The sequence below is a fragment of the Pseudomonas hunanensis genome (genome assembly GCF_013393325.1).
Lineage (GTDB): Bacteria > Pseudomonadota > Gammaproteobacteria > Pseudomonadales > Pseudomonadaceae > Aquipseudomonas > Aquipseudomonas putida_P.
Window position 1 is genome coordinate 24,747 of the sequence record NZ_QJRC01000084.1, and the last position, 15,509, is coordinate 40,255.

Sequence of the window (15,509 nt, forward strand, 5' to 3'; positions counted from 1 at the left end):
CGTTACAGAACGGGCTCAAATGAGCGGCACACTTTTGGTGCGTTCGGCTTGAGCCCTGTATTGCCGGCCAGCCCTAACGGTACTTGGCCAGCGTGTCGCGCACCTTTGCAGCCGGGACTTTCTGCAACCGACAAAGCAGACCGTGCGAAAGTTGCTGTAAACCGTGGTCCTGGCGCAACACGCCAGTCAGGTGTTGCAGCAGGTTGGCGGCCATTTCGGCATCGGCCATGGCCCGGTGCGCGGTCCCGGTGTCCGGCAACCCAGCCCAACGTGTCAGAGTACCCAGCTTGTGGTTCGGCGCCGCCGGCAGCAGGCGCCGTGACAGCAGCAGAGAGCAAGCGAACGGCTGGCTGCGGCTGCGACCGATGCGGCTCAGTTCGTAGTCCCAGAACTTCTGGTCGAAGGCCGCGTTGTGCGCCAGCAATGGGGTGCCACCGACAAACTCGGCCACCTCGTTCATCACTTTGTCCACCGGCGGCGCAGTGCGCAACATGGCGGTGGTGATGCCGGTCAGGCCGGCGACGAAGGCCGGCACTGGCACGCCCGCGTTCATCAGGCTCTGGTAGCGCTCGACAATGCGCCCGCCTTCGAGCATTACCACCGCCACCTCGGTGGCGCGGCAACCGGCACCGGGGGAAATACCGGTGGTTTCAAAGTCGATGACAGCGATACGTTCCATGAAAAACCTTAGTGTTTGAGCAACAGTGTGCCCTCGATGGGCACATAGCGGGTGGCGGCACGGATCAATGACAGCGCCGTCAGCCCCGGCACGCCATACACCACGGCTTCGGTGCCATGGCGCTGGATCACCCGCTCCAGCAGCAGGTCGAAATCACCATCGCCAGAAGCCAGCACTACCTGGTCGACCCTGCTTGCCGCGTCGATTACATCCAGGGTAATGCCCACATCCCAGTCGCCTTTGGCCGAGCCATCGCTGCGCTGGATGAAGGGTTTGAGACGCACGTCGAAACCGAGGTTGCGCAAAATCTGCTGGAACTGTTGCTGCTTGGCGTCGCCACGGTCGATGGCATAGGCCACGGCTTCGACGATCTGGCCTTCGCGGCTGACGTCGGCCCAAAGGGCGGTGTAGTTGAAATGGCAGCCATGGGCCTGGCGCACGGTGTAGTAGAGGTTCTGCACATCGGCGAACAGCGCGATCTTTTTCACCTGGGAACCTCGTGTCCGGTCTGGGATTTTGGGGCTGCGTTGCAGCCCTTTCACGACACAAGGCCGCTCCCACAGGTCGGGCAATGCGTGTGAAACCTGCACTTTACCTGTGGGAGCGGCCTTGCGTCGCGAAAGGGGCGCACAGCGCCCCTCAAAAATGCCAGCAGTATGCCAGACCTGTCAGACGTACGAGTCGTCGTCCGAGAAGAACCCGCCATCATCGCTGCCATAATCGCTGTCGGCGTAACCACCCTGGTCACTGCCCCAACCGCCATTGTCAGCCACTTGCTGCTGACCGCCCTGGTCGTTCCAGCCGCCGCTGTCGCTGGCCGGTGTCGGTTCTTCCTTGATCACCTCGACCACTTCTTCCGGCTGCGAGTTGTGGTTGAACAGGCTGCTGATACCCTGCGCCAGCAACACACCACCGGCCACACCGGCAGCGGTCTGCATGGCCCCACCGAGGAAACTGCTGGCGCCGCCGCGCGCCGGCGCGGCGGCAAAGCCAGGTTGCTGTGTTGGCGGCTGGGAGAAGCCCGGTGCCGAAGGCTCGCGCCAGCCACCACCCGACGCCACCGGGGCAGCAGCGGGACGCTGCGGCTGCACCGCCGGGGCCGCGTTACGCCCACCCGAACCAAAGATGCTGGACAGGAAACCACCCCCGCCATTGCTTGGCGCGCTGCTGGCGGCTTGTGCGGCCTGGGCCTGGGCGCGGGCCTGCTGCAGTTCGGCCTCCAGCTGCTTGTTCTGCTCGTCGAGGCGCTTGATCGCAGCCTCCTGCACCAATATGGCTTGTGCCATGTAGTAAGGCGCCGCCGGCTGTTGACGCAGATGTTGCTCGATGCACGCCTGGGCCTGCGGATCGCGCGGCTGGCTCGGGTCTTCAGCTTGCTTGATGCGGCCGAACAGGCCGTCGATCAGGGTTTGTTCTTCAGTGTTCATGGGCGACCTCGTGGGGTAGCGGGACAACGGACAGCGTCAAAGATGGGGCGTACGGACGCGGGATTCAATCACCGGCGCGGTGAAACTTTTTTCAGCAAGTGACAGCCCCAGGCCTGCTTTGGGCTAAAGTTAGGCCCCTGTTTTTACTGCCATGCGATGTTGACTGATGAATCCGCTGAGCGTTCTGCGCGACTCCCTGTACTTCTTCCGCCGCCACCTGCCGAACATTGTCCAGCTGTGCCTGCCGCTGGTGGTGCTGGAAGCCCTGCTCACTCAGTTGCTGTACCGGCAGTTGGGCGACCAGGCATCGCCTGCCTACGGCATGCTCGTCAGCCTGCTGCTCTACCCGCTGTACAGCGCCGCGCTGATCCTTTACCTCGATACCCGCAGCAAGGGCCAGGAAATCGCCAAGCGCGACCTGTTCGCCCGCGCCCTGCAGCTCTGGCCACAACTGGCCCTGCTGATTCTCATCAGTTCGCTGCTGATCATGGCGGGCCTTGCCTTGTTCGTCTTCCCGGGCGTATGGATCATGATCAATCTGGTGTTCGCCGAGTACCTGCTGGTGCTGCGCGGCCGCCCGGTGGTGCAGGCGATGCGCGAAAGTGCCAGCATGACCACCGGTCACTTCATGCGCATCATGTTCTGTGTGGTGGCTGTGCTGGCACCGATCTGGCTGATCGACGGGCTGCTGCTGATGGCTTTCCCAGAACCCTCGCCTGGCATGGAGCTGGCCATGGACAGCCTCAGCGGCTTCCTGCAGCTGTTCAGCACCGTGGTGCTGTACCGCCTGTTCATGCTGCTGGAAGGTGAAGCCGGCGCCTGAGGCAACCGGGGAAAGTCTTCGATCTGCCTGGGCGTCGCGCTTGGGCATTAGGGTGCGAAACCTTCAATGCCAACCGAGGAAAGCACCATGCACGAAGACATCAAAGCGGAATTTGCCAGGTCGTTTCGCGGCAGGCTGTACATGCGCGCCGTCAACCGGTACATCCCACTGCGCCTGAGCCGCAGCAGTGACAAGTTCAGCTGGGGGGTTACCCCTGAGGATGACTGGCTACAGGTTGGGGGAAAGCAGGACTCGCCGGTGATGGACTTTCATTACCACTCGCAGACCGACGATCGCCTGCATCACCACATCAGCATCCCTGGGCGACCACAAGCCAAGAAACTGGGCATCAGCCGCAATGGCTACCTGGGCTTCTACTGGCATGCCGACGTCACTGACTACTGGAAGATCGAGCCACTGGAGCTGACCGAGGACGGCCTGGTCTGCCATCTGCGCGACCACCGAGGCCACAGGGTTGGCATCATCAAGGATACGCCGCACAAAAGCGGCGACTGGGTGGCCTTGCTCAATGTCGAGGAAGGTGAAGTGTTCACCTTCCTGCTCGTACCGCTCGGCTGACAGCCGCCCCGGCCACGCTCAGGTCCCCCGAGGTTTGGCTCGCGCCGTAGCCTCGGCCACCAAGGGGTCGTCAGGCCAGTAATGCTTCGGATACCGCCCCTTCAAATCCTTCTTCACCTCGGCGTAGGTGGTGCGCCAGAAGTTCGCCAAGTCCTGGGTCACCTGCACTGGCCGGCGTGCGGGTGACAGCAGGTGCAGCTTGACCTGCTGCCGGCCGTTGGCGATGCGTGGGGTGTCGGCAAGCCCGAACAGCTCTTGCAAGCGCACGGCGAGGACCGGCGGGCTCTCGCTGTAGTCCAGACGAATGTTCGAGCCGGACGGCACCGCCAGGTGCGCGGGGGCCTGTTCGTCCAGGCGCTGTGGCAGCGGCCAGGGCAACAGGTTGCGCAACAGCGACGGCAGGTCCAGCGCGGCAAAGTGGCTAAGGCGCGACACTTTGCCCAGGTAGGGCTGCAGCCAGTCTTCCAGGTTGGCGAGCAGGGCCTCGTCGCCCAGGTCGGGCCATTCGCTGTGGCCATCCTTTTCCAGGTCCAGCTGGCGCAGCAGTGCCACCCGTGCCTGCCACTGGCGCAGTTCCGGCGTCCAGGTCAGCAGGTTCAGGCCCTTGCGCCGAACCAGGCCAAGCAGCGCCCTGGCCTTGGCCTCGTCATCCAGGCCCGGTAGTGGCTCACGGCTGAGGACCAGTTCGCCAACCTTGACCTGCCGCTCGGCGCGCAACACCTGCTCGCGCTCGTCCCAATCAACGATATCGACCCGCTCGACCTGCTCGGCCAGCACGCCATCGAGCAACGCCGGATCGAATTCGGCGGCCAGGTAGATGCGCTCCTCACGCTGCCCCTGGCGGCTACCCAGGTCGGCGACTACCAACCACGGGCACTTCATCAACGCGTCAACTTCGGCAAACAGCGCCGCACGGCCATTGGCCAACCGATACTCCGCCCCACCCTCGCGGCGCTGCAAGGCGACGCGGTCGGGGTAGGCCAGCGCCAGAAGCGCGCCCAGCCAGCGCGAGTGGTCCGGGTCGGCGACCGGCGCACCGGCCTTGCCTCGCAACAGGCCACGGTACTGGCGGGCCAGCTGACGCGCCCGCTGCACGCCACCCTGGCCGCCACGCGCCGCCTTGCTTTCGCCGCTGACCAGCGCCAGCCGGTTGTGCAAGTCCGCGCCACCCCCACGCTGGATATCCCGCTCCCCCAGCAGCGCAGCCACATCGCAGGCCATCTGTGCCAGGCCCAGGTCCTGGCCTCGCAGCAGCAAATGCGCGATGCGCGGGTGCGCCGGCAGTTCAGCCATGGCCTGGCCGTGTTCGCTGAGGTTGTCACGGCTGCCAGGCTTGAAGGCATTGAGCCGCACCAACAGGTCTTGGGCCTGGGCGAACGCGGCAGCCGGCGGTTGGTCAAGCCAGCGCAACTGCTCGGGGGTAACGCCCCAGCGCGCCAGTTGCAGGGCCAACCCGGCCAGGTCGGCCTGGAGGATTTCGGCGCTGCCATGGGCGGCCAGTTGCTCATGCTGGGCTTCGGACCACAGGCGGTAGCACACGCCGGGCTCCAGGCGGCCGGCCCGGCCGGCGCGCTGAGTGGCGCTGGCGCGGGAGATACGCTGAGTGTCCAGGCGGGTCATACCGCTGCCAGGGTCGAAGCGCGGCACACGGGCCAGGCCGGCATCGATCACCACACGCACGCCATCGATGGTCAGGCTGGTTTCGGCGATGTTGGTGGCCAGCACCACCTTGCGCAGGCCCTTGGCCGGCGGGTCGATGGCGGCACGCTGGGCATTGAGATCCAGTTCGCCATGCAGTGGGCAGAGCAGAATTTCGGGCCGATCGCCCAAGGCCTCCTGCAGGCTCTGGTGCACCCGGCGGATCTCGGCCTGCCCAGGCAGGAATACCAGCACGCTGCCGGCTTGGTCTGCCAGCGCCTGCAGCACGCTGTCCACCACCCGTGGTTCGATGAACTCGCCCGGCTGGAACGCTCGCCCCCAACGGATATCCACCGGATGCATGCGGCCTTCGCTGCTGACCACCGGCGCATCGTCCAGCAACCGCGACAGGCGCTCGCCTTCCAGGGTGGCGGACATCAGGAGAATCTTCAGCGGCGGGTCGTCACGCAGCAACTCGCGGCCATTGAGGCTCAGCGCCAGGGCCAGGTCGGCATCCAGGCTGCGCTCGTGAAATTCGTCGAAGATCAGCAAGCCCACACCCTCCAGTGCCGGGTCGGCCTGCAGGCGGCGGGTGAGGATGCCCTCGGTCACCACTTCGATACGGGTTTTAAGCCCGACCTTGCTGTCCAGGCGGATGCGGTAACCCACCGTTTCCCCCACCTGCTCGCCCAGCTCGCTGGCCAGCCGCTCGGCGGCCGCCCGCGCCGCCAGGCGCCGTGGCTCAAGCATCAGGATGGTCTGCCCGGCCAGCCACGGCTCGTGCAGCAGCGCCAACGGCACGCGGGTGGTCTTGCCAGCGCCGGGCGGCGCTTCAAGCACCGCTTCGTCACGGTTTGCCAGGGCCTGGCGCAAAGCGGGCAAGGCCGCATCAATGGGTAATGAAATCATGGTGGTCCTCGAACAGTCTGGCGAGTATAACGGCGAACCCAGCCTGCTCTATCATGGTCTTAGCATCAGGCGCAGGCGCTTCGCTTGCCCTGCTGAACACCTTCTCGGAGATTTACATGCGCATCTCGACCCGCGTCATCGGTGGCGCCCTCATTGCCACCCTGCTGACCCAACTGACGGCCTGCGGCACCATTTTCTACCCGGACCGGCGCGGCCAGATCGGCGGCAAGATCGACCCTGTGGTTGCCGCAATGGACGCCATTGGCATCCTGTTCTACGTGATCCCTGGGCTGATCGCCTTCGGCATCGACTTCGCCACGGGCGCCATCTACTACCCAGGTGGCCGCACCGCCCAGGTCGACCCAGCCAAACTGCAAGAAGCCGTCAAACCAGATGGCAAGGTCGACAACCTCAAGTTGCAGGCCATTCTCGAAAGCGAACTGGGCCAGCGCCTGCCATTGGACGACCCTCGGCTGATCCAGCACCGCGGCAGTGTCGAGCAGTTGGCCAGCCTGGGCCTGGTGCCAGCCGCCTGAGCCACAAGGACACCGACCACGGATGATCACCACCCCGGCTGAACACCAGCGCCTGCTACGCCTGGCCACGCGCGCGTCATTGGCGGTGGCCAGTATTCTGGTGCTGAGCAAGGCGCTGGCCTGGTGGCTGAGCGGTTCGGTGAGCCTGCTGGCCGGGCTGACCGATTCGGCACTGGACGCTGTAGCCTCGTTCCTCAACCTGCTGGCGGTGCACTATGCGCTGCGCCCGGCAGACGACGATCACCGGTTCGGCCATGGCAAGGCCGAGGCCCTGGCCGGCATGGCGCAGGCGCTGTTCATCGGGGTCAGTGCAGTGCTGATCGGCGTGCAGGCGGTCGAGCGCCTGCACACCCCACAACCGCTGGGTGATACCGCCATCGGCATCGCGGTGATGCTGCTGTCGCTGGTGCTGACCGTCGCCCTGCTGGCCTTGCAGTACAAGGTCATCCGCCTGACCGGCTCTACCGCGGTGCGGGCCGACTCCCTGCACTACCGCTCGGACTTGCTGCTAAACAGCAGCATCCTGCTGGCCCTGCTGCTGGCGCGTTTCGGCTGGCCCCAGCTGGATGCGCTGTTCGGCCTGGGCATCGCCTTTTACATCCTCTGGAGTGCCTTGCAGATTGCCCGCGAAAGCACGGCAATCCTGATGGACAAGGAACTGCCCAGCGATGTCGGCGAAGACATGGCCACGCGGGTACTGGCCATTCCCGGCGTCAAGGGCGTGCACGACCTGCGTACGCGGGTGTCGGGCAACCAGTGGTTCGTGCAGTTGCACCTGGAGCTACCAGGGCAGCTACCACTGCATGAAGCACACGGATTGTGCGTGGAGGCCTCACGGGTGATCCGCCAGCGTTATCCACAGGCGGATGTGATGGTGCACGCCGACCCGGTATAGATATTCTTCAGGCTAACAGGCCGCGCCTACCGCTTTAGTTGATGCTGTATCCCCGGCCACTGAAGCAGGCACCCAGCGCCCGCCGGTAATTGTCGAGCACATTGGCTGGCGGTGCGTACGTCGCCGTCGCCGGATCGAAGCCGGATTGGCTCACTGCCCAGCGATGGCACTGGTAACGGTCCTGCTCCTGCTGTTCCTGCCCCTGGCCATACATCGGGTAAGCCACCACGTCATACCCACCGTTCGACGGTGCCACCGGTACGGGCGCCGGCACGCCGACTGGCGGGTTGACCACCACGTACTCCTGGCTGTCCGCCAGGTACTGGTAGTAGGTATCGGCTACCAGGAAGAACAGCCCACCCCCCAGCCACACTTCCCGCGCATAAGGCGGCAGGTAATTGACCCGCACGCCATAGGGCGGCCTCACCACGATGTAGCTGCCACCATGAGGGCGGTACCAGTAGCCGCCGGAGTAGAAGTAGTCAGCACCACGGTAAGGCACTTTCCAGTAGCGGTCGGGAAAATGGTCGACTGTGTGCCCGGGGCGATACTGCGGCCCAGGCCCCCAGCCATTGCCATGTCCATCTGGGCGCCCTTGCCAGTCACCACCGGGCCGTTGCCCAGGGCCACCGGCTTGCCAGCGATGGTCATCACCGTGGCGGCGGGGAATGTCCTGGTAATAACCCTGGCGCGGGGGCTGGGTCTGGCGCACTTCGTCGCGCGAGTTGAGCGAGCGGCCAGGCACGCCCTCACCTTGCACCTGCTGGCCGCGTTCGCCATGCCCCTCGCCCGGCCCTTCGGCCATGGCCCCGAGGCTGATGCTCAAACCCAGCAAACCAACACCTGCCAACTGCCAGATGCGCGACTTCATGGTATTCCTCTCGGTAGAAAAACTGCGCCCGCAACCAGTCTACCGCGCCCATCACGCAGGCCAATTAAATTTCCAGACAGAAAAAAGGGAGGCCACAAGGCCTCCCTTCAGGAATTGTCGTCCGTGCTCGGCACTTGTGGCGCCGGCTCACCTCACACCGTCTTCTGGAGGGTGTGTAGCCCGGGGGCCTGCAGATCCTGTTGGATGGCTGGCCGCGACCGCCCGCCTAGGGCGCGTCGCCGTGGACTGATGTCCGGGCAGTGATTCTGGTGATAAAGATACCGGACGGCTTGCGACAGATGATTGCGAAGATTGCTCAGATAAATAGCACTTGCGCAATTTTTCACCCTGGATTGATAATTCGCCGCAATACGAACAGAAAAGGCAAATGCCATGAGCAAACTTGACCGTTACGACCTGAGCATCCTCGCCGAATTGCAGCGCGATGCGCGCATTTCCAACCAGGAGCTGGCCGAACGCATCGGCCTGTCACCTTCGCCATGCTCGCGTCGGGTCAAGCAACTGGAGGACGATGGCTACATTTCGCGCCAGGTTGCGCTGCTCGACCGCAAGAAGCTGGGCCTGAGCCTGACGGCCTATGTGCTGATCGGCATGGACCGCCACACCCCTGAGCGTTTCGAAACGTTCGAGGCCGCCATCCGCAACCTGCCGCAGGTGCTGGAATGCAGCCTGGTCACCGGCATGGATGCCGACTACCAGCTCAAAGTGGTGGTGCCCGACATGGACCACTACCAGAAACTGCTTCTAGGCAGCCTGACCCGTATCGAAGGCGTCACCAGCGTGCGTTCGAGCTTCGTGCTCAACCAGGTACTGGCCAGCACCGAGCTGCCATTGACCCACCTGCGTTAAACCCTCACGCCAGCCAGCGTATAATCGGACGCTCAACCCGCCTGGAGAACACCGATGGATCCCGCCGTATTCGAAGAGTGGATGATGATCATCCTGGTCACCGTGCTGATCGGTTTCATGGGCTTCATCGTCTGGGACCTGGCAAAAAAATCCAAGGCGGGCAAGTTCGGGACGCTGATCCTGTTCTTCGTGCTGGGGCTCGGGGTGCTGGCCTTCATCATCAAGAGCGTGGTGGTGGGGTTTCTCGAAGGGGTGTAAGGCTCAAGGCTGCCGGGAGCGTGCTGCGGCCCCGGCTAGCGCTTTAACTTTGCCGGGACTTCGCGCCAGCAACCCTGCTCCAGCCCATCCAGCGCCCAATCGCCAATCCTCACCCGCACCAGGCGCAAGGTCGGCAACCCCACCGCTGCCGTCATCCGCCGCACCTGGCGGTTACGCCCCTCGCGGATCACCAGTTCCAGCCAGCTGGTCGGTACGCTTTTGCGAAAGCGTACAGGCGGGTTGCGCGGCCATAGCTCGGGTTCTTCCAGCCGCCGCGCCTCGGCCGGCAAGGTCGGCCCATCGTTCAGTTCCACTCCGTCACGCAAGCGCTGCAACTGCTCGTCGCTCGGTTCGCCCTCCACCTGTACCCAGTAAGTCTTGGCCAGCTTGTGCTTGGGGTCGGCAATCCGCGCCTGCAGCCCGCCATCGTTGGTCAGCAACAGCAGGCCTTCACTGTCGCGGTCCAGCCGACCGGCCGGGTACACGCCCGCGATGTCGATGAAGTCTTTGAGGGTCGCGCGCCCTTCGCCGTCGCTGAACTGGGTCAGCACGTCGAACGGCTTGTTGAACAGGATCAGGCGCGGCTCGGCCGGTGGCGCCTTGGCCTGGCGACGCGGGCCGGTGGCAGGCCGCGCCTGGGGACGGCGCGGCTTGTTACGGGGTGGCAGTGACATGAATCCTCAGCGGAACGGCGGCTCATCGAAGCTGCGCAGTTTACGCGAGTGCAGCGAGTTGAGCTCGGTGCGCAGCAGGTCGAGAGCAGCAATGCCGATTTTCAGGTGTTGGCTGACCGCGCGGTTGTAGAAGGCGTTGGCCGAACCCGGCAGCTTGATCTCGCTGTGCAGCGGCTTGTCGGACACACACAGCAAGGTGCCGTACGGCACGCGCAATCGGTAGCCCTGGGCAGCGATGGTGCCGCTTTCCATGTCCACCGCCACCGCACGCGACAGGTTGATCAGCGGGCGTTCCTGAGCCCAGCGCAGCTCCCAGTTGCGGTCGTCGTAGGTGAGCACGGTGCCGGTGCGCAGGCGCTTCTTCAGCTGTTCGCCACGCTCGCCAGTGACCTGCGCGGCGGCTTCCTGCAAGGCCATCTGCACTTCGGCCAAGGCCGGGATCGGGATATTCGGCGGCACAACCCGGTCGAGAATCCCGTCGCGGCGCATGTAGGCGTGGGCCAGCACATAGTCGCCAATGGTTTGCGACTGCCGCAGGCCACCGCAGTGGCCGATCATCAGCCAGCAGTGCGGGCGCAGTACCGCCAGGTGGTCGGTGATGTTCTTGGCGTTGGACGGGCCGACACCGATGTTGACCAACGTAACACCGTCGCCGTCGGCGGCGATCAGGTGGTAGGCCGGCATCTGGTAGCGGTGCCAGACCACGCTGGCCACCAGGGCCTGGGTTTCGCCGTGGTCCATGCCCTTTTCGATCACCACGTTGCCCGGTAGCACCATGCGCACGAAGCGCGGGTCGTCACGCAGTTGCTCCAGGCCATGGCTGATGAACTGGTCGACATAACGGTGGTAGTTGGTCAGCAGGATCCACGGCTGCACATGGCGCCAGTCGCTGCCCGTGTAGTGCACCAGGCGGCGCAGCGAGAAATCGACCCGCGCGGCATCGAACAGCGCCAGCGGCAGCACTTCGGCACGGTCCCAGTCGTACAGACCATCGGCGATATTGTCGGTGGCGGCCGACAGGTCGGTGCTGGGGAACACCCGCGCCAGCTGCGCGGCGGTAATGCCGCTGCCGGCCAGCTCGTCGCCCTGATCGACCACGTAGGGGTACGGGATGTTCTGTTCACTGACGCCGACTTCTACCGTGACGGTGTAGTCGTGCATCAGCGGGCGCAGTTGCTCCAGCAGGTAGCCACGAAATGCAGCAGGCTGGGTGACGGTAACGCTGTAGGTACCGGCTACCTGGACCTTGGCGTAGGCGCGCGTGGTAGCGGCGACCTCACCGTGGCTGATGTAGGTCAGGCGCAGTGCCGGGTAGCGGAACAGGTCGCGCTCCTCGGCGTTCGGCTCGGTACGGTCCTTCAGGTAACGCTTGAGGGCCTGGCTAAGGGCCCCGGTGGCCTGTTCATGCAGGGCCGCCAGACGGTCGACGGCCTGTTCGGGGGTATCAACGACTACAAAAGCTTGGCTCACACTGTGCTTCCTGTCTGGACATGCATGTGAACCATCTTGCCTGCCTTCTGGGTTAAATACACCCCCATTGATCGGTGCTGGATTCATTCGCGGGCAAGCCCGCGCCTACAGCGGCCAGGCGGGCGTAGCCCTTGTTACCAGCGCCTCGGCATCAACCCCCCGCGGCAATGCCCCGTACGCCCTCCCGCTCCCGGCCAGGCGGCTGCCGATAAACGCATCGCTGACCACCGCATTCCCCGCCTCCAGCAACAGCTTGGCCTGCAACGCCAAGGCTATATCTTCGGTCAACTGCCGCGCCCGGTACTGCATGTCGCCGGTGTCGGCAAACGCACCCTTGAGGTTGCCGATGTGGGCCGCCAGGCGCGGGTCGCCATGGCCATCACCCAGTTCGGTGAACAGCGCATCGAGCACACCCGGCTCCTTGGACAAGGCCCGCAGCACATCCAGGCACTGCACATTGCCCGAGCCCTCCCAGGTCGAGTTGACCGGCGCCTCGCGGTACAGCCTTGGCAGAATGCTGTCTTCCACATAACCCGCGCCACCCAGGCATTCGGCAGCCTCGTTGATCATGGCCGGCGCACGCTTGCAAATCCAGTACTTGCCCACCGCCGTGACCAGCCGGGCGAAATGCGCTTGCTGTGGGTCGTCCAATTGCTCCAGCGCCTGGCCCATGCGCAGGCTCAGGGCCAGTGCCGCCTCGCTTTCCAGGGCCAGGTCGGCCAGAACGTTCTGCATCAGTGGCTGCTCGTTCAGCACACGGCCACCGACCTTGCGGTGCGCACAGTGGTGGGCGGCTTGGGTCAACGCCTGGCGCATCAAGGCGCTGGAGCCGACCATGCAGTCGAAACGGGTCATGGCCACCATCTCGATGATGGTCGGTACGCCCCGCCCTTCTTCGCCAATCATCCACGCCAGCGCCCCACGGAACTCCACCTCGCTGGAGGCGTTGGAACTGTTGCCCAACTTGTTCTTCAGGCGCTGGATATAGAACTGGTTGCGGTTGTCATCCGGGCGGTGGCGCGGCAGCAGGAAGCAGCTCAGGCCTTTTTCGGTTTGCGCCAGGGTGAGGAAAGCATCACACATGGGCGCCGAGCAGAACCACTTGTGGCCGACCAGCTCATAGGCCTGGCCAGGGCCTGGTGCACCGACAGGGTAGGCCCGCGTCGTGTTGGCGCGCACGTCGGTGCCGCCCTGCTTTTCAGTCATCGCCATGCCCAGGGTGACCCCGGCCTTGTGCCGGTCGCCGACGTTGCGCGGGTCGTACTCGCAGGCAAGCATTTTTGGCAGCCAGTATTCGGCCAGCTCAGGTTGCAAGCGCAGCGCCGGCACGGCGGCGAAGGTCATGGTCAGCGGGCAACCGGTGCCAGCCTCGGCCTGGCTGTGCAGGTAGGTCATCGACGCCCGCGCCACATGGGCGCCTGCGCGGGGTTCTGCCCATGGCAAAGAAGGTAACCCGTGCTCGACGGCGGTGCGCATCAGCACGTGGTAGGCCGGGTGAAACTCAACCAGGTCGATGCGATGGCCATAGCGGTCGTGGCTGCTGAATTCAGGCTTATGCGCGTTGGCCAGGAAGCCCGCCTGCATCAGTGGGCCGCCGGCCAGGGCACCGTAGGCATCGATCCGCGATTCGGCCCAGCCCGCGCCAAAACGCCGGGACCATTCTTGCAATGGCAAGTCGAGGCGGTACAGGTTGGCACCGTCGAGGGACGGCGGCTGGTTGGTGACTTCGTGGGTTTCAGCGTACTGGTGCAGGTTCATCGGGGGCTCCTGGATCCGGGTAGGCTTGAGAGACCCAGTGAAGCACTCCCTGCGGGGCAGTCAAAGTGGCATTCATGACTAAACGTGTGGCGGTGGGAGCAAACGCGCGCCACAGGCCATGAGTGCTACAGCGAGCGCCGTGACTGCAGGATACTCGGACTCATCTGCACCTGCGAAATAGCCATGTTCAAACTGAGCTCAAACCGGCTGCCCAACCCGCGCGTCGACTCATGCGCCAACCTGGCGCCCAGCAATTCCCCCATCTGCCGGCAAATCGACAACCCGATCCCCAAGCCGCCGTAGCGCCGGGTCATCGAACCATCCACCTGGAAGAACCGCTGGTACAGGGTCGACTGGTCCAGGTCATCAAAGCCGATACCGCTATCACTGACCGTGAAGGTCAACGCCAGATCGTCCGGCCCCACGCGGCGGCCGCGCACCTGAATCATCACCCCACCCTGATGAGTGAACTTCAAACCGTTGTCCACCAGGCAGCCCAGGCAGTGCGCCAGTTTCTGCCCGTCACCGAGCAACCCGTCCGGCAGGTCGGCCGGGATATCCAGGCTCAGGTACAAACCTTTGCCCAAGGCCTGCCCGGCATAACCGGCGCGCACCCCCTGCAACAGGGCGCGCAGGCTGAACGGTGCTGGCTGCGCCCGTAGGCGGCCGGCCTGCAGTTCGGACAGAGTGAGGATCGCATCCACCATGTCCATCATGCCCTGGGCAGACCCCGCCGCCGTGCGATGGTACTGCGCCATTTCGGCCTCCATCGGCAGGGTGTGCATCAGCTCCAGCGAGCCAATCACGCCGTTCATCGGGGTACGCAGTTCATGGGTGACGCTGGCCAGAAACTCGTCCTTCAGACGGTTGCTCCTGGCCAGTTGCAGGTTCAGTTGCTCCAGTGTGCGCCCGGTTTCGCGCAAGGTCTGCGCCTGCTGCTCACGCAGGCTGTTGATACGGTCGGCCAGCGCCAGCGACAGCAAGGCCACCTCCAGCGCAGAACCCAACTGGCTGGCATACATGGTAATGAACACATTTGGCAGGTAGCCCAGCACCATCAAGGTGTTGACCAAGCCACCGAGCAGGAACGCAGTCCAGGCGATAATGAACCAGCGCGCCACGCGCAAGCCACGCCACCAGGCGTACAAGCCGGCGCTGAAGATGCTCACGGTAAACAGCAATGCCAGCAGCGTGGCCATGCGCAGGGCAATGCCGTAGGGCATGCTCACCGCCAGCACCATGACCAGCGCGCCGCCCAGCATCAGTAGCTGCAGCAGCCGGTCGAAACCACGGCTGGTGTTGCCCAGTTGCAGGAAGTGCCGGGCGAACTGGCAACCGAACAGGCCGGAGGCACCAATGAACAGTGGCGTGGATGCATTCGCCCACCAGGGGCTGTCCGGCCAGAAGTAGGCCACGCCCGCACCGTTCACCGACACCTGGTACAACCCGAACGAGGCAATATAGAGGATGTAGTAGAGGTAGCTGACGTCGCGCACGCTGAGGTAGATGAACAGGTTGTACACCAGCATCACCAGCAACACGCCGTAGATCATCCCCAGCACATACAGGCGTGTGGGCTGCTCCTCCATGTAGGCCTCGGCGGACCACAGCGCCAACGGCACCTGCACCGAACCCTGGCTGTGCAGCCGCAGGTAGGCGGTGGTCACCTTGCCAGGGGGCAACTGCAGTTCGAACAGGTAATTGTTCTGCAGGATCTGCCGGCTGTCGTAGGGCAAGGCATCACCGGTGCGTTGCGCCAGGCGGTACAAGCCGCTGCTGTCAGGCAAAAATAGCTCAAGGTGATCCAGCGGCGGGTAGGCCAGCTCCAGCAGCCATTGCCGTGGGGCCGCGCCAGGCGCGGCAAGCGGGCGCAGCTCGACCTTGAGCCAGAACACCGAGGTGGAGTAACCGGCGTTCAGCACGTCTTCATGGTGGGCTTGGAAGTGTTTGGCGAACCCAGGGGCACTGACCTGGGCAATGCTGGCACTGCCATCGAGGTCTTCATAAACCTGCATGGCCTTGCCCAGTGGAAGATGCCGGGTAGCGTCGTCGAAATCGACCGCTCCGGCCAGCACGGGCAGCAAACCCAGAAGCACAATCAGCAAATAGCGCATACAGCCCC

Annotated in this window: 15 protein-coding genes; 6 read left to right on the plus strand and 9 right to left on the minus strand. The window is 64.3% G+C overall.

The genetic code is table 11. The annotated features are described in order from the left end of the window. Positions 1–73: 73 nt before the first annotated feature. The 3 genes from DM807_RS11215 to DM807_RS11225 form a co-directional block, all read right to left on the minus strand. Positions 74–679 (minus strand): 3'-5' exonuclease, encoded by a 606-nt coding sequence (locus DM807_RS11215; protein WP_179027387.1) that lies wholly within the window; start codon positions 677–679, stop codon positions 74–76. Positions 680–687: 8 nt separating this feature from the next. Further along, on the minus strand, positions 688–1,167 hold the full coding sequence (locus DM807_RS11220; RefSeq protein WP_060494262.1) for a LabA-like NYN domain-containing protein: 480 nt from the start codon (positions 1,165–1,167) through the stop codon (positions 688–690). A gap of 180 nt (positions 1,168–1,347) precedes the next feature. Beyond that, the gene (locus DM807_RS11225) at positions 1,348–2,106 is read right to left on the minus strand and encodes a DUF2076 domain-containing protein (RefSeq protein ID WP_012274310.1); all 759 of its coding nucleotides are present in this window, start codon (positions 2,104–2,106) and stop codon (positions 1,348–1,350) included. 166 nt (positions 2,107–2,272) lie between these two features. Here DM807_RS11225 and DM807_RS11230 point away from each other — a divergent pair, with 166 nt between their 5' ends. Then, positions 2,273–2,929 (plus strand): YciC family protein, encoded by a 657-nt coding sequence (locus DM807_RS11230; protein WP_012274311.1) that lies wholly within the window; start codon positions 2,273–2,275, stop codon positions 2,927–2,929. A gap of 87 nt (positions 2,930–3,016) precedes the next feature. Continuing rightward, positions 3,017–3,508 (plus strand): hypothetical protein, encoded by a 492-nt coding sequence (locus tag DM807_RS11235; protein WP_060494264.1) that lies wholly within the window; start codon positions 3,017–3,019, stop codon positions 3,506–3,508. Between the two features lie 18 nt (positions 3,509–3,526). Here the strand turns inward: DM807_RS11235 and hrpB are convergent, their stop codons facing one another. After that, a complete protein-coding gene (gene hrpB, locus DM807_RS11240; RefSeq protein ID WP_179027388.1) occupies positions 3,527–6,055 on the minus strand; it encodes an ATP-dependent helicase HrpB in 2,529 nt (842 codons plus the stop codon). Between the two features lie 116 nt (positions 6,056–6,171). On the opposite strand from hrpB, the gene DM807_RS11245 reads away from it, so the two are divergent. After that, positions 6,172–6,591: a hypothetical protein gene (locus tag DM807_RS11245; RefSeq protein ID WP_012274348.1), complete on the plus strand. Its 420-nt coding sequence runs from the start codon at positions 6,172–6,174 to the stop codon at positions 6,589–6,591. A 22-nt stretch (positions 6,592–6,613) separates the two neighbouring features. After that, a complete protein-coding gene (locus tag DM807_RS11250; RefSeq protein WP_012274349.1) occupies positions 6,614–7,486 on the plus strand; it encodes a cation diffusion facilitator family transporter in 873 nt (290 codons plus the stop codon). 34 nt (positions 7,487–7,520) lie between these two features. Here DM807_RS11250 and DM807_RS11255 read toward each other — a convergent pair whose 3' ends face one another. Further along, the gene (locus DM807_RS11255) at positions 7,521–8,357 is read right to left on the minus strand and encodes a DUF6515 family protein (RefSeq protein ID WP_179027389.1); all 837 of its coding nucleotides are present in this window, start codon (positions 8,355–8,357) and stop codon (positions 7,521–7,523) included. Positions 8,358–8,750: 393 nt separating this feature from the next. Between DM807_RS11255 and DM807_RS11260 the strand changes: the two genes are divergently transcribed. Beyond that, the gene (locus DM807_RS11260) at positions 8,751–9,227 is read left to right on the plus strand and encodes an Lrp/AsnC family transcriptional regulator (protein ID WP_003249795.1); all 477 of its coding nucleotides are present in this window, start codon (positions 8,751–8,753) and stop codon (positions 9,225–9,227) included. Between the two features lie 54 nt (positions 9,228–9,281). Further along, positions 9,282–9,485 (plus strand): DUF2788 domain-containing protein, encoded by a 204-nt coding sequence (locus tag DM807_RS11265; RefSeq protein WP_003249787.1) that lies wholly within the window; start codon positions 9,282–9,284, stop codon positions 9,483–9,485. A gap of 35 nt (positions 9,486–9,520) precedes the next feature. On the opposite strand, the gene DM807_RS11270 is transcribed toward DM807_RS11265, so the two are convergent. The 4 genes from DM807_RS11270 to DM807_RS11285 form a co-directional block, all read right to left on the minus strand. Continuing rightward, complete coding sequence (locus DM807_RS11270) at positions 9,521–10,159, minus strand: pseudouridine synthase (protein WP_060494267.1); 639 nt, start codon at positions 10,157–10,159, stop codon at positions 9,521–9,523. A 6-nt stretch (positions 10,160–10,165) separates the two neighbouring features. Further along, positions 10,166–11,629 carry an AMP nucleosidase gene (gene amn / locus DM807_RS11275; protein ID WP_012274352.1) on the minus strand — a complete coding sequence of 488 codons (1,464 nt, stop codon included), beginning with the start codon at positions 11,627–11,629 and terminating at the stop codon, positions 10,166–10,168. Between the two features lie 105 nt (positions 11,630–11,734). Further along, positions 11,735–13,387: an acyl-CoA dehydrogenase family protein gene (locus tag DM807_RS11280; protein ID WP_060494515.1), complete on the minus strand. Its 1,653-nt coding sequence runs from the start codon at positions 13,385–13,387 to the stop codon at positions 11,735–11,737. A gap of 125 nt (positions 13,388–13,512) precedes the next feature. Continuing rightward, positions 13,513–15,501: a sensor histidine kinase gene (locus tag DM807_RS11285; RefSeq protein WP_012274354.1), complete on the minus strand. Its 1,989-nt coding sequence runs from the start codon at positions 15,499–15,501 to the stop codon at positions 13,513–13,515. Positions 15,502–15,509 lie beyond the last annotated feature (8 nt).

Bases quoted from the DNA above. Each gene is read 5' to 3' on its own strand.
- DM807_RS11215 (WP_179027387.1), bottom strand. From the start codon at position 679: ATGGAACGTATCGCTGTCATCGACTTTGAAACCACCGGTATTTCCCCC.
- DM807_RS11225 (WP_012274310.1), bottom strand. From the start codon at position 2,106: ATGAACACTGAAGAACAAACCCTGATCGACGGCCTGTTCGGCCGCATC.
- DM807_RS11230 (WP_012274311.1), top strand. From the start codon at position 2,273: ATGAATCCGCTGAGCGTTCTGCGCGACTCCCTGTACTTCTTCCGCCGC.
- DM807_RS11235 (WP_060494264.1), top strand. From the start codon at position 3,017: ATGCACGAAGACATCAAAGCGGAATTTGCCAGGTCGTTTCGCGGCAGG.
- hrpB (WP_179027388.1), bottom strand. From the start codon at position 6,055: ATGATTTCATTACCCATTGATGCGGCCTTGCCCGCTTTGCGCCAGGCC.
- DM807_RS11245 (WP_012274348.1), top strand. From the start codon at position 6,172: ATGCGCATCTCGACCCGCGTCATCGGTGGCGCCCTCATTGCCACCCTG.
- DM807_RS11250 (WP_012274349.1), top strand. From the start codon at position 6,614: ATGATCACCACCCCGGCTGAACACCAGCGCCTGCTACGCCTGGCCACG.
- DM807_RS11255 (WP_179027389.1), bottom strand. From the start codon at position 8,357: ATGAAGTCGCGCATCTGGCAGTTGGCAGGTGTTGGTTTGCTGGGTTTG.
- DM807_RS11260 (WP_003249795.1), top strand. From the start codon at position 8,751: ATGAGCAAACTTGACCGTTACGACCTGAGCATCCTCGCCGAATTGCAG.
- DM807_RS11265 (WP_003249787.1), top strand. From the start codon at position 9,282: ATGGATCCCGCCGTATTCGAAGAGTGGATGATGATCATCCTGGTCACC.
- DM807_RS11270 (WP_060494267.1), bottom strand. From the start codon at position 10,159: ATGTCACTGCCACCCCGTAACAAGCCGCGCCGTCCCCAGGCGCGGCCT.
- DM807_RS11280 (WP_060494515.1), bottom strand. From the start codon at position 13,387: ATGAACCTGCACCAGTACGCTGAAACCCACGAAGTCACCAACCAGCCG.
- DM807_RS11285 (WP_012274354.1), bottom strand. From the start codon at position 15,501: ATGCGCTATTTGCTGATTGTGCTTCTGGGTTTGCTGCCCGTGCTGGCC.